This window comes from Dietzia sp. WMMA184, from assembly GCF_002441635.1.
In the GTDB taxonomy this organism is placed as follows: domain Bacteria; phylum Actinomycetota; class Actinomycetes; order Mycobacteriales; family Mycobacteriaceae; genus Dietzia; species Dietzia kunjamensis.
On record NZ_NXEI01000001.1, the window covers coordinates 2,423,646 to 2,436,162 of the forward strand.

General features: G+C 70.1%; 14 protein-coding genes. 6 read left to right on the forward strand and 8 right to left on the reverse strand.

From position 1 onward, the window contains the following. Positions 1-16 precede the first annotated feature (16 nt). The 6 genes from CK206_RS11055 to CK206_RS11080 all read right to left on the reverse strand — a co-directional run bounded on the left by CK206_RS11055 (position 17) and on the right by CK206_RS11080 (position 6,431). The gene (locus CK206_RS11055; RefSeq protein ID WP_096906438.1) at positions 17-1,393 is read right to left on the reverse strand and encodes a glutamate-1-semialdehyde 2,1-aminomutase; all 1,377 of its coding nucleotides are present in this window, start codon (positions 1,391-1,393) and stop codon (positions 17-19) included. Further along, positions 1,390-2,418 (reverse strand): NAD(P)-dependent oxidoreductase, encoded by a 1,029-nt coding sequence (locus CK206_RS11060; protein ID WP_096906439.1) that lies wholly within the window; start codon positions 2,416-2,418, stop codon positions 1,390-1,392. The genes CK206_RS11055 and CK206_RS11060 overlap by 4 nt, the downstream gene beginning before the upstream one ends. Further along, entirely contained in the window at positions 2,406-3,071 is a 666-nt protein-coding gene (locus CK206_RS11065; RefSeq protein ID WP_096906440.1) for a PIG-L deacetylase family protein, read from the reverse strand. Before CK206_RS11065 ends, CK206_RS11060 begins: the two co-directional genes overlap by 13 nt. Further along, positions 3,068-3,931: a glucose-1-phosphate cytidylyltransferase gene (locus tag CK206_RS11070; protein WP_096906441.1), complete on the reverse strand. Its 864-nt coding sequence runs from the start codon at positions 3,929-3,931 to the stop codon at positions 3,068-3,070. The genes CK206_RS11065 and CK206_RS11070 overlap by 4 nt, the downstream gene beginning before the upstream one ends. Further along, positions 3,928-5,211: a class I SAM-dependent methyltransferase gene (locus CK206_RS11075; protein WP_096906442.1), complete on the reverse strand. Its 1,284-nt coding sequence runs from the start codon at positions 5,209-5,211 to the stop codon at positions 3,928-3,930. Before CK206_RS11075 ends, CK206_RS11070 begins: the two co-directional genes overlap by 4 nt. A gap of 131 nt (positions 5,212-5,342) precedes the next feature. Beyond that, on the reverse strand, positions 5,343-6,431 hold the full coding sequence (locus tag CK206_RS11080) for a methyltransferase domain-containing protein (RefSeq protein ID WP_096906443.1): 1,089 nt from the start codon (positions 6,429-6,431) through the stop codon (positions 5,343-5,345). Between the two features lie 34 nt (positions 6,432-6,465). Between CK206_RS11080 and rfbC the strand changes: the two genes are divergently transcribed. Beyond that, positions 6,466-7,056, forward strand: coding sequence for a dTDP-4-dehydrorhamnose 3,5-epimerase (rfbC, locus tag CK206_RS11085; protein WP_096906444.1), 591 nt, complete (start codon positions 6,466-6,468; stop codon positions 7,054-7,056). Here rfbC and CK206_RS11090 read toward each other — a convergent pair. After that, positions 7,053-7,541 (reverse strand): hypothetical protein, encoded by a 489-nt coding sequence (locus tag CK206_RS11090; RefSeq protein WP_096907410.1) that lies wholly within the window; start codon positions 7,539-7,541, stop codon positions 7,053-7,055. The genes rfbC and CK206_RS11090 overlap by 4 nt on opposite strands. Before the next feature lie 10 nt (positions 7,542-7,551). Then, positions 7,552-8,106: a nuclear transport factor 2 family protein gene (locus CK206_RS11095; RefSeq protein ID WP_096906445.1), complete on the reverse strand. Its 555-nt coding sequence runs from the start codon at positions 8,104-8,106 to the stop codon at positions 7,552-7,554. Positions 8,107-8,158: 52 nt separating this feature from the next. Between CK206_RS11095 and CK206_RS11100 the strand changes: the two genes are divergently transcribed. From CK206_RS11100 to CK206_RS11115, 5 genes are all read left to right on the forward strand, one after another. Then, on the forward strand, positions 8,159-9,649 hold the full coding sequence (locus CK206_RS11100) for an FAD-dependent oxidoreductase (protein WP_096907411.1): 1,491 nt from the start codon (positions 8,159-8,161) through the stop codon (positions 9,647-9,649). Then, positions 9,646-10,173 (forward strand): hypothetical protein, encoded by a 528-nt coding sequence (locus CK206_RS11105; protein WP_227022303.1) that lies wholly within the window; start codon positions 9,646-9,648, stop codon positions 10,171-10,173. Before CK206_RS11100 ends, CK206_RS11105 begins: the two co-directional genes overlap by 4 nt. Next, entirely contained in the window at positions 10,110-10,394 is a 285-nt protein-coding gene (locus CK206_RS20350) for a hypothetical protein (RefSeq protein ID WP_363425887.1), read from the forward strand. The genes CK206_RS11105 and CK206_RS20350 overlap by 64 nt, the downstream gene beginning before the upstream one ends. 29 nt (positions 10,395-10,423) lie before the next feature. Next, positions 10,424-11,137, forward strand: coding sequence for a PaaI family thioesterase (locus CK206_RS11110; protein ID WP_067720214.1), 714 nt, complete (start codon positions 10,424-10,426; stop codon positions 11,135-11,137). Between the two features lie 236 nt (positions 11,138-11,373). After that, positions 11,374-12,465 (forward strand): IS110 family transposase, encoded by a 1,092-nt coding sequence (locus CK206_RS11115; RefSeq protein ID WP_187699930.1) that lies wholly within the window; start codon positions 11,374-11,376, stop codon positions 12,463-12,465. The last annotated feature ends 52 nt before the right edge of the window (positions 12,466-12,517 follow it).

Here is a 12,517-nt window from a genome sequence, read left to right on the forward strand (position 1 = left end):
AGTCGACCGGCGGGGGTCAGCGGGGTCGCTGCTGTGATGAGTCATCACTGTCCTGGCGTAGTCGGCGTGGGGCGGCGTAGGGGCGGATCGCGGGGGCGACGGGCCGTCCGCGCAGGAGCCCGTCGACCGAGCCGGCTGCGAGAGCGTCGCCGTACGGCCCGAGCGCCGCGGTGGCTGCGTCCACCGTACGGTCGATGTCCTCCGCGGTGTGCGCGGCCGAGGTGACGAAGGACTGCCCGAGCACCCCCCGCGTGATGAGTTCCTGCAGGAACAGGGTCCGGAAGGCCTGCGAGGGCACGCCTTCGGCGTCGCAGGTCACGAATACCAGGCACGAGGCACGGCCGACGACCCGGAGGTGATCGCCGAGTCCGGCGGCCCGGGCAGCCGAGTTCACCCCGTCCGCGAGCGCGGTTCCGGCAGCGTCCATCGCCGCCACGGGATCGGCTCTGCGGTACTCCGCGGCGACCGCGCGGAAGGCGGCCAGACCCACGCGCTCGGGCCCCTGCGTCGTGGACAACAGGAACACCCGTTCCCGGTCGGTGTTCAGGCCGCCGAACTCCATGAACTCCCGCCGACCGGCCAGCGCGGCGATGGCGTAGCCGTTACCCATCCCCTTGCCCCACGTCGACAGGTCCGGGGTCACCCCATACACCCCTTGCGCACCGTGGGCCGACCATCGGAACCCGGTGATCATCTCGTCGAAGACGAGTAGCGCTCCGTGTCGGGTACACAGCTCGCGCACCCCCTCGAGGAACCCGGGGGCGGGCTCCGCCTGGCTGGTCGCCGCTTCCAGGATGACGCATGCCGTATCCCCGTCGACCAGTATCTCCTCCAGCGAGGGCAAGTCGTTGTACCGGAACCGACGCACCCGGCTGGTGGTCGCCGCGGGGATCCCCGCGGGCATGTCGGTGGTCCCGATGAACCAGTCGTCCACCGAGAAGAAGGGCTGCTGCGCGACGGCCACCCCGGTGCGTCCGGTGACAGCGCGGGCGAGCCGCACCGCCGCGGTGGTGGCGTCGGAGCCGTTCTTGGCGAACTTCATCATGTCGGCACCCGGCACCAGGTCGAGGAAGTCCCTGGCCGCGTGGAGCTCGAGGTCGGTCGGTCGGGAGAAGTTGACGCCATCGGAGATCGCCGCCCGGACGGCGTCGTCCACGGGCGCGAACGCGTGACCGAGTGTCACCGAACGCAACCCCATCCCGTATTCGACGTACTCGTTGCCGTCGACATCCCACACCCGCGCACCGCGTCCCCGCGACAGCACCGGGGCCATCGAGTCCGGGTACTGATCGGAGCCCCGGGCGTAGGTATGGGCGCCTCCGGGGACGAGCCGATGGAGCTCGCTCTGCAGCGCGTTGGAGCGGTCGAAGACGCTGACCCCGGGCCGGGTCACGACAGGGCCGAGTACCGACGCATCGCCTCGTCGATCACGCGGGTGTCCTGCAGGTCGCGCAGTCGGGCGAGCCGGGTGAACCGCGAGAAGAACTGCTCCTCGGTGAAGTCCGACGCGGCGTAGGCGCGGTGTAGCTCGAAGGCCCCGTCGGCGATCTGCCACCGGGCCTCGAAACCGAGGTCGCGGCGGATCGCCCCGAAGTCCACCTGGTATGACCGCGGGTCGGAACCCGTTTCACCGGTGATCGCGAGCGTGACGCCGGGCACCTCGTCGACCACGGACTGCGCGATCTGGGCGACGGTGACGTTGTTGGCCTCGCTGCCCACGTTGTACGCCGTGCCACTGACCACGTCGGCCGGGGCGTCCAGGCAGGCCAGGAAGGCGTCGGCGATGTCGCGGATGTGCACGAGCGGTCTCCACGGGGTCCCGTCGGACAGGACCTTGACCTGCCCGGTGAAGACCGCGTAGCCCACCAGGTTGTTCAGCACGATGTCGGCACGCAGGCGCGACGAGAAACCGAACGCCGTCGCGTTCCGAAGGAAGACGGGGACGAACGAGTCGTCGGCGAGGGCGGCGACGTCCTCCTCCACCCGGACCTTGCTCTCCGCGTACGGGGTCAGCGGCCGCAGGGGCGCCGACTCGGTGACGAGCTCGTCCCCGGCCGCTCCGTACACCGAACACGTCGACGCGTACAGGAATCGCCCGACGCCCGCCTCCTTGGCGGCGCGGGCCAGGGCGACCGAGGCGTGATGGTTGATGTCGTGCGTGATATCGGGGGCGACCGCGCCCAGCGGGTCGTTGGACAGTGCGGCGAGATGAACCACCGCGTCGAAGCCGGCGAGGTCGTCGACGGTGATGTCCCGCAGGTCGATGGCGATGGTGGGTGGATCCTGCGGGGGCGGGCCCATCACACACTCGGCGAAGTAGCCGATGTCCAGACCGATCACCTCGTGACCCGCAGCGGCGAAGACCTCCGTCATCACGGTTCCGATGTACCCCTGACTGCCGGTGATCAAGACACGCATGTCGACTCCTTCGTGAACGAGATGGTCGCCTTCTCTAGTACGAAAGCCTCGGCGTGAGGCGCCCGGCACTGCACTCCACGGAGCCGGGACAACGCGACAAACGACTCGCCGTCACCGAACCAGTCGTGGTGGTGCTGTGAAGGGTAGTGCGCGAGGAGGATCTGTTGTTTGCGCTGCGCCGTCTCCGGGGAGAACGGCAGGAACACGGAGGGTGACGGGGTATCGGTCTCCCACTTGAGGATCTCGTAACCGAGGATGAGGTGGTCGCGGAACTCGGTGGGCGTCACCTCGGCTAGGAGCCGATGGTCCTGGTGGGCGTCGTTCCGGTGGGGGGCGAACACCAGGTCCGGATCGCCTGCGCGGGCGAACGCCCCGACGGAGTCCTTGACCCGGTTCCAGGACGCGGGAAGCCGTCCGTCCCGGAAATCGAGGACCGTGATCTCGAGGTCCGCCCCGGGCAGGAGGGCGGCGAGCGCGGCGCGCTCCTCGTCCTCCCGCGGCGTGCCCGCTCCGGTGAGAACGAGCGCGCGGACCCGCAGTCCGGGGATGGTCGAGCACAGCTCGGACAGGGTCCCGCCCATCCCGATCGCGATGTCGTCGCAGTGGGCGCCGAGGACGGCCACCTCGCGAACGGCGGCGAACAGCGGGATCACCGGCGGATGCTCCCGGCCGAGTCCTCGGGGGTGGACGAGGGCACGGGAGCGGGGTGCGGGCGTCGCTCCTCGGCTGTCCGCTCGTGATCGGCCGCCCACACCATCCACGGATGGGTGCCCTTGGTGTAGGCCTCGTCGAGTTCCGCCCTCTCCTTGAACGTGTCGGCGGGCTTCCAGAAGCCCAGGTGCTGGTAGGCGAACAGCTCTCCGGTGCCGGCCAAGGAGCCGCAGACGTCGGCGACGAGGTCGCCGCCCGGCGGCAGGAGGTCGAAGATCGACTGGGAGAGCACGAAATAACCGGCGTTCTCCCAGATGGGGAATTCACCCACCGGGGTGATCCCCGTGACGTAGCTGTCCTGACCCAGCTGCACACAGTGGAAGGATGACTGCGGCGGCACGACCATCATCGATGCCCGGGCCCCCGAACCGTGGAACTTCTCGATGATGTCGTCCATCGGGGCGTCGGTGAGCACGTCGGCATAGTTCGCGAGGAAGTACTCGTCACCGCCCAAGTGGGGACGAACGCGGCGGAGACGTTCGCCGATCGGAGACTCCAGTCCCGTGTCGACGAACGTGATCGTCCAGTCCCCGATGTCGGAGGCGAGCAAATCGACCTGCCCTCCCGACAGGACGAAGTCGTTGGACTCCGTCTCATTGTAGTTGAGGAAGAACTCCTTGATGTACTTGGCCCCGTAGCCCAGGCACAGGATGAACTCGTTGTGTCCGTAGTGAGCGTAGTACCGCATGACGTGCCACAGCAGAGGTCGGTGGCCCACCATCTGCATCGGTTTGGGCAGACCTTCCCCGACGTCGTTGCGCATACGCATGCCGTAGCCGCCGCAGAACAGGACAACCTTCATCGCTTCGCTCCGTCCAGGAAGGGGGTGTCGTCGAGGCCTGCGACCGCGCTGCGAGCAGGTTCCACGATTTCGAGGGTGGGGAGCGGGAAGACGAGCCGTCCGCCCCAGTCGCCGACGTAGCGGAGCTGTTCGACCAGTTCAGTGCGCAGGTTCCAGGGGAGGACGACGACGATGTCGGGGCGGTCCTCGGCGATCCGTTCGGGTGGGTGGATCGGGATCCTGGTGCCGGGGGTGTATCGACCGTGCTTGTAGGGATTGCGGTCGACGGCGTACTCGATCAGGTCTGTGCGGATTCCGCTGTAATTGAGCAGGGTGTTGCCCTTGCCGGGGGCGCCGTAAGCGACGGTACGCGCTCCGGACCGTCGCTGTTCGAGCAGGAACTCCAGGAGACGGCGACGAGCCTCGTCCGCGGCGGGCTGGAGGAGGCGGTAACCCTCGGTGTGGTGGAGACCGTCATCCGCCTCGAGATCCAGGACCCGCTGCACCGACGGGCCGGGCTCGCGGCCCGCCTCGGCGGGGCTCGCCCAGAGTCGGATCGACCCGCCGTGGGTCGGCAGCATCTCGACGTCGTAGAGGTCGAGACCGGCGGTCGCGAGCGCCCGCCGGGCGGCGAGGACCGTGAAGTACTGGAAGTGTTCGTGGTAGACGGTGTCGAACTGCGCGGAGGCGACCAGGTGGAGCGCATGGTGGACCTCGATACTGAGGTGGCCGTCGTCGGCGAGCAGGATCCGTAGCCCCTCGGTGAAGCCGAGCAGATCGGGGATATGGGCGTACACGTTGTTCGCCACCACGAGGTCTGCGGGGCCGTGTTCGTCCCTGATCCGCCGCGCCGAGGACGGGTCGAGGAACTCCGTGACGGTGGGGACGCCGCGGTCGCGGGCGGCGGCGCCGACGTTCGAGGAGGGTTCGATACCGATGCAGCGGATACCGGTGGCCACGACGTGCTGCAGGAGGTAGCCGTCGTTGCTGGCCACCTCGACGACGAAGGAGTCAGGTCCCAGGTCGAGGCGACCGACCGCGTCGTCGACGAAGGTCTTGGCGTGCGCCACCCAACTGTCGGAGAACGACGAGTAGTAGGCGTAGTCGGTGAACGTGTCCTCCGGCGTGATGAGCGCGGGGATCTGGAGCAGGAGGCACTCGGGGCACAGCCGCATGTGCAGCGGATAGGTGACCTCGGGCTCGTCGAGTTGGATGGCCGTGAGGAACCTCTCGCACGGTGGGGTGGCACCGAGATCGAGAACGCTCAGAAGGGTGGAGTTCCCACAGAGCCGACACTGCACGATGTTGTCCCCCGCAAAGGTGAGAGGACATGCGAGGCGTCTCCCATGTCCGGTACGGAAGAGTTCACGATAGCTCAGCCGGCCCCTGTTCGTGAGAAAGTTCCTACTTTCCGACCCCGTCGCCCGCGGGGTCAGCCCCGGTCGACCGGGCCGTCGACGACCCACCGGCCGGAAAGTTCAGGCAGGGTGCGCTCCAGTTCGGGCAACAGATCCGGGACGGTCAGAAGAACGGTGTCGGGCGCTGAGGCGAGGAGTGTCTCCGGGCTGATGATGGGGATGTCGGTCCCGGGCATCCGGCTACCGTGCTTGGCCGACGACGCGTCCGCGACCGCGGCGAGCAGGTCCCGCGTGATCCCCGCCCGGGCGAAGAGCGCGACCGCCCGGGAGGCCGCACCGTACGCGGCGACGGTGTGTCCCTTGTCACGCTCGTGCTCCAGCCACCGCCGGAGGCGGGTGGCGTGGCTGTCCGCCGAGTGCTGGAGCGCGGTCGTGCCCTCCGCGGTGTGCAGGCCCAGACGGCGCTCCTCGGCGATGATCTGCCGCACCGGCTCCGGCTGGACGGCGTCCCGGTCCGCGGTCGCCGCGACGAGGTGGATGCCCCCGTAGAGGTCGAAGCTCCAGATCTCGTGCATCGCCAACCCGCATCCCCGCAGGAGCGCATGGAGCGACGTCGTCGAGTAGTACGCGAAGTGTCCGTGGCGCAGGGCGTTCCACTGCCCCTGTCCGACGATCGTGGCGAAGGAGTGGAACTGTAGGAGCAGGACGCCCCCCGGGGCCAGCGCACGACGACGGTCGGCGAAGGCCGCGCGTTGATCCGGGCAGTGCATGATGCCGAAGCAGTCGACCACCACGTCCGCCGGCCCCCCGTCCACGGGGTGCAGACCGCGCGACTTCAGGTGGTCCACCCAGGTGCCGCCGTGCGGGCTACCGAACTCCCGGACGGTCGATCGGCCGTCGAACCATCCTGAGGCGGCCACTCGGCCGACCGCGTCGACGGCCTGATCGATCAGCGCGCGTGGCTCCACGCCGCGGGGTTCCTGCGTGACCGTGTCGTCCTCCGCCAACTGCGCCAATGCACACGCCAGACACAGGGCCATCGCGAGCGGATGGGTCGGATCGTCGGTGGGGGACCCGACCGGGGGGAAGAAATCGGAGGCGGGCTGGTCCCCGAGGTCCAGAATCGTGATCAGCCGTTCGCTCCCGCATCCGCGGCAAGTCATGGTGGTCCTCCTCCGGGTGCGGAACGATAGGGGAGTGCGCTTCAAAAGTACCGAACTGCCCGGCGTCCTCGTCCTCGTTCCGGAACCGTTCACCGACGAGCGGGGGTTTTTCACCCGCACCTTCGACGCGGAGATCTTCGACGCGGCTGTCGGCAGGCCCGGAGCGTCCGCCGGATTCCTGCAGGACTCGCAGTCACGCTCCCGGCGGGGAACCATCCGGGGGATGCACGGTCGCCGGGGCGCGGGTGAGGCCAAACTCGTCCGGTGCGCGCGGGGCGCGGTCCTGGACGTCATCGTCGACATCCGTCTCGACTCCGATGCCTTCGGCAGATCGATCGCCGTGACGCTGGACGATGAGACCTTCCACCATCTCTACATCCCGCCGGGGTTCCTGCACGGGTTTCAGGCGCTCACCGAGTATGCGGACGTGTGTTACCGGATCGACCGGCCGCACGACTCGACCGAGGACATCTCCGTGGCCCACGATGATCCCGAGCTGGGCCTGGACTGGCCGCTGCCGGTGGGCCCGATCTCGGACCGGGACCGATCGGCGCCCTCGTTCCGGGAGGCGCTCGACCGCCTGGCGGCCGAGGGACCCGGGCGAGCCGGCGGAGTCGTCTCCTAGTCCCGACTGCTCAACGCCTGCGCGGCCGCCGCCAGCCCCAGTGCCGCCAGTCCCGTGCGCAGCCTGTCCGTGGCCATCAGCGCTCTGATGCGCGGCCCGGTGACCTGCTCCCGGGCGATCCCCATGTGCAGCGGGACCACTCCGGCGGTGATGGCCGGGACGGCGACGCCCGTGGCGCACGCGAGGAGGGTGGCGCCCAGACCGCTGCGCTCCCGCGAGCGGACCGACCCGTAGGTCGCCCAGGCGGCCGCCCCGAGGCCCGTCGCGTACAGCGTGAGGGCGACGGGGGCGATGCGGCGGGCGTGATCGGCCTGGCGCTCGGCGATGCCGTGGGTGGAACCGTTGAACAGCTGGGGGTAGACCACCGAGGTGACCATCGACTGGAATCCCAGGTGGACCGCGGACGTGGTGAGCAACGCGAGGCGGCCCGCGCGCAGGATGGGATCCGGTGTCGGGCCCGGGGCCGCGGGGCGTCGGCGGTACATGGCTGCCACGCTACCTCTCGCGGGACCGTCCCAGGAGGGCCCGACCCTCGCCGTCGTCGGTCACCGCGCGCGCGGTGCGCAGCACGACCCGCCACCCGCGGTCCGGAGCGTCCACCCGGCCGCGCCGCTCCAGCTCCCACCGACTCGCCGTCACCCGCATCACCGTGTAGCGCCCGGGACGCGACGAGCGCACCACGAGCTGCGTGTACCCGGTCGCCACCGCGCGATCCCCGTCCAGCAGCACGACCGGCAGACCGGGGACGTGCCCGCAGCCGTGCGCGACGAGTCCCTGGTGCGCGTCCCCGTGCACCATCTCCCGTAGTCCCTCGTGTCCCTCGAGCACGCCGGTGTCCACGTCGTAGACGCCGTCGTCGGTCCACAGTTCGGCCACGCCGTCGGCGTCGCCGGAGTCGACGCGGGGGGAGTAGGAGGCCAGTAGGCGCAGTACGGCCAGCTCATCGGCCGCCCGGGCCAACTCGGCCCGGGCGGTGGCGAGGCCGGTCTCGGTCGAGGTGAGCCTCGCCTCGAGCGCGTCCAGGCGGGCGGTGTCGGAACCATCAGTCATGAACCCGACATTAATGCACTAACTGAAACACGTTACAAGTAGTGTGCAGACCATGACGGACATGAGTGCAGACAACCGTCCCGCCGTGATGACGGCGGACGTCATCGTGGTGGGGATGGGAATCGCCGGCGCCTGCGCGGCGATCGAGGCCGCCGAGGCCGGGTCGACGGTCATCGCGCTGGAGGGCGCCTCCGGACCGGGCGGCTCCTCGGCGCAGTCGGGCGGCGAGGTCTACCTGGGGGGCGGCACGGCCACCCAGCAGGCCCTGGGCATCGCCGACACCGAGGAGGACATGCGCGCGTTCCTCCTGGCCGCGCTCGGGCCCAACGCCGACGAGGCGAAGATCGCCGACTACTGCGCGGGGGCCGTCGAGCACCACGACTGGCTGGTCTCGCACGGAGCGGTGTTCAACCGGAAGTTGTGGGACACCCCCACCTGGATGCCGGGCGACGACTCGGGCCTGATGTGGATGGGGGAGCGGGCGGAGCCCTATGCGTCCCTGGCCACCCCGGCAGCGCGCGGTCACCGGCCGCCCGCCCCGAACTTCGCCGGGAACGTGCTCATGGACTCCCTCGTGGCCACGGCGCAGAAGGCCGGCGTCGACCTGCAGTGCGACGTCAAGGCGCGTTCGCTCATCGTCGAGGACGGACGCGTGGTGGGCGTCCGGGCCACGCAGTTCTCCGAGGAACGCGAGTACCGCGCCACCGGCGGCGTCGTGCTGGCGACGGGCGGGTTCGTGGACAACGACCGGATGCTCGAACAGTGGGCGCCGCAGCAGCTGGGCAAGGACAAGGTCTCCGACGGCCGCGACGACGGCTCCGGCATCGAGATGGGCATCGAGGCCGGCGCGGCCGTGCGCCGCATGCACCAGACCGAGACCGCGATGCTCGTCATCCCCCGCCTGGTGGTGGGCGCGATGCTCGTCGACGGCGACGGGCAGCGCTTCATCAACGAGGAGGTCTACCCGGGCCTGTACTGCCACGCGGCCGTGTATCACCGCCGCCCGCCGGTGTGGGTGATCATCGACGAGAAGGGCATCGAGGACGTCCCGGAGTCCGAGCTGTGGGGTATGCAGCCCATGCACGCCGCCGAGATCATCGAGGAGCTCGCCGCCGACTGCGGGTTGCCCGCCGATGCGCTGGCCGACCAGTTGCGCCGCTACAACGCCGGCGCCGAGCGTGGCGAGGACCCGCAGTTCGGCAAGAACGCCCGGTGGGTGCGCCCGCTCGAGCCGCCGTTCGGTGCCTACCCGACGGGTGCCGGGGGGCCGGACACCTTCAACGGCCTGCCCCTCAAGGCGCAGGGGTTCACGCTCGGGGGACTCCACACGGACCTGCAGTCGCGCGTGCTGGACCGCGCGGGCGAGCCCATCGCGGGCCTGTTTGCGGCCGGGCGGTGCACGCACGGTCTGCACGGCGACGGCTACATCTCGGGGACCTCTCTGGGCGACGGCTCGTTCTTCGGCCGGCGCGCGGGCCGCGGTGCGGCCGGGGTCACCGACACGGTGGCGGCCGGCGATGTGACCGGGTCGGCGCCGGCATGAACGACCCGGTGACCGTCGAGCCGGGGACTGTCGAGCCGGTGACCGTCGTGCGGCGCGACCGGCCGACGGTGGATCTGGGGCCGTTGGACCCGGCGCGCGGTACTGGCCGTCCGGTCGACAGGGACGACGACGACGAGGCCGGCCTCTACGCCCTGGTGGAGCAGGTGCGCCGGATCCGCGCGCTCACCACCGGCGGCATGTTCGACACCGACCTGGGCCCGCTGACCGATCGGATCCGCAGGGTGGCCGACGAGCTGGAGGCCGCGTCGGCGAGCCCCGAGCAGCGGCAGGAGGTCAACTGGCGGGAGCGTCGGTACGCCTCCAACTGCCCGATCATCGGCCGGTCCAACGTCCTCGCCCCGCCGGCCGAGTTCGAGTTGCTGGACGACGGGACGCTCAGGGCCGAGATGACGCTCGGGCTGGAGTACCAGGGCCCCCGGGGTGTGTTCACGGCGGTGTCGTGGCCCTGCTGTTCGACGCGGCGCTGGGCCGGGTCAACCACCACGCGGGGACCACCGGGATGACGATGTACCTGGACCTGGACTACCGCAGCCCCACGCCCATCCTCGAGCCGATCGTGGTGACCGCCCGTCAGGTCCGGGTGGACGGCCGGAAGGTGTGGTCGCAGGGCGCGGTCCACGCGGGAGATCGCCTCTGCGCCACCGCCGAGGGGCTGTTCGTCATGCCCGCGGAGTGGGTGGCGGCGTACCGGCAGCACCGGGATGAGGGCGCGGGCGAGGGCTGACGCCGGGGCGCAGAGTAGATTCTGTTGCCGTGACGACCGACTCCGGCCCTTCCGACCCCACCGCCCCGGGCGACCGCCCCCTCGGCACCGCGGACCCCGCCGGTGCGAGCGATGAGGGCACTCCCTTCCTGCGCCAGGACCCCGATGCGTCCGGCGCGACCGAGCTGGCCCGCGAGCTGCGCCGACTCCGCGGCCTGGTCGCCGGGTCCGTCTACGAGGACGTCCACGACGCCGTGGCCACCGTGCGCGGGTTGGTCGAGCACCTCGAGACCGTGGGCACCGTGGTGCGGCCGTCGGAGTACGCCACCTGGGGTGTGCCGGAGCACCTGGCGGCCAACCCGGCGACCGGCAGCCGGAACCCGGTGTCCCCGCCGCTGGAGCCGGTGGTGTTCCCCGATGCGACCGTGCGGGCCGACCTCACCCTGGGTATCGAGTACCAGGGGCCTCCCGGCTGCGTCCACGGCGGGATCGTCGCGCTGATCTTCGACGAGATGCTGGGGCTGGCGAACGCCGCGTCGGAGAGTGTCGGCATGACCGCGGACCTGCGCATCTCGTATAAGTCGCCGACGCCACTGTTCGCCCCGCTGCGGTTCGAGGCGCGGCAGGAACGGGTGGAGGGCCGCAAGATCTGGGCGACCGCGACCCTCCACACCGGCGAGACCCTCTGCGCGACGGCTGAGGCGTTGTTCATCGAGCCGAGGGGTATCCGGGACGCCGACCGCGGCCGGCCCATCGAGGGCTGACAGTGATGATGTGTGTAGTGGTTCTTCGGGCGGGTCTGACTCACGGGCTGACCGTCGCGGTGGCTGACTAGAAGCGGATTTGTCGGCCCGCTCGGGGGATCGCTACGCACGCGACCGGACGGGCGTTTGTGACCTCATAGGAGCTTGGTTCAGAAGCCCCGCCACTGTCTTGTCCGCCCGCCTGGCCGGCGCGTGCTGCCCCACCGGGATCAACGAGAAAGGCAGCAGTGACCATGATGTCCGATCAGCACGTGCATGTCATCGCCGGAGTGGATACGCATGGCCAGACCCATCACGCGGCGGTGATCGACTCCCTCGGGCGGCATCTGGCCGACCGAGAGTTCCCGGCCACGGGTTCCGGGTACCGGCAGCTACTTTCATGGCTCGGCGGCCACGGCACCGTGCAGGCCGTTGGGGTCGAGGGCACCGGAGCCTACGGCGCCGAGCTGTCTCGGGTGCTGGCCCGGGCCGGACTACCGGTGGTCGAAGTCGACCGACCCGACCGCAAGACCCGGCGGATGAAGGGCAAGTCCGACCCGATAGACGCCTATGCCGCTGCTACCGCGGTCGCCTCCGGGCGTGCCACTGGCGTGCCGAAGACCCGCGACGGGATCGTGGAGGCCGTCCGGGCCTTGCGTGTGCCTCGGCGCTCCGCGGTCAAGGCCCGCACCCAAGCGATCAACCAGGCCAGGCAGCTGGTGATCACCGCTCCGGAGGAATTGCGAGCCCAGTTGCGTGGCCTGCCCGCCCGCGAGCTGGCCGCAGTCTGCGCCCGGTTCCGTCCCAGCGACCTCGCTAGTCCCCTCGGCGCGACCAAGGCGGCACTACGCATTCTGAGCCGCCGGATCCTGGCACTGAGTGAGGAGATCGCCGACCTCGACGTCGAGCTAAAAGCCCTGACCGCGCAGACGGCTCCGACCCTGATGAACCGCATGGGCGTGGGACCTGACGTCGCCGGGCAGCTTCTGGCCACCGCGGGCGACAACCCAGACAGGCTGCGCTCCGAAGCGGCGTTCGCGCACCTGTGCGGCGTGGCCCCGATCCCTGCCTCTTCAGGACGACGAGACCGACACCGACTCAACCGCGGTGGCGACCGGGCCGCGAACCACGCCCTGCATACCATCGCACTGAGCCGCATGCGATGGGACGAACGCACCCGCTCATACGTTGACCGACGAACCGCGCAAGGCCTGTCCAAGAAAGACATCATGCGCTGCCTCAAACGCCACATCGCGCGCGAGATCTACCATGCCCTGATCAACGACCTACAGGCTCGCGACCCCGCCACCAAAGCACCGACCACCGCCGACCTCGCCAAAGCCGCTTGACATCCATAGGAGCATCCGCGGCCGGGCACCGACGCGTGCGTCGCGTCGGACT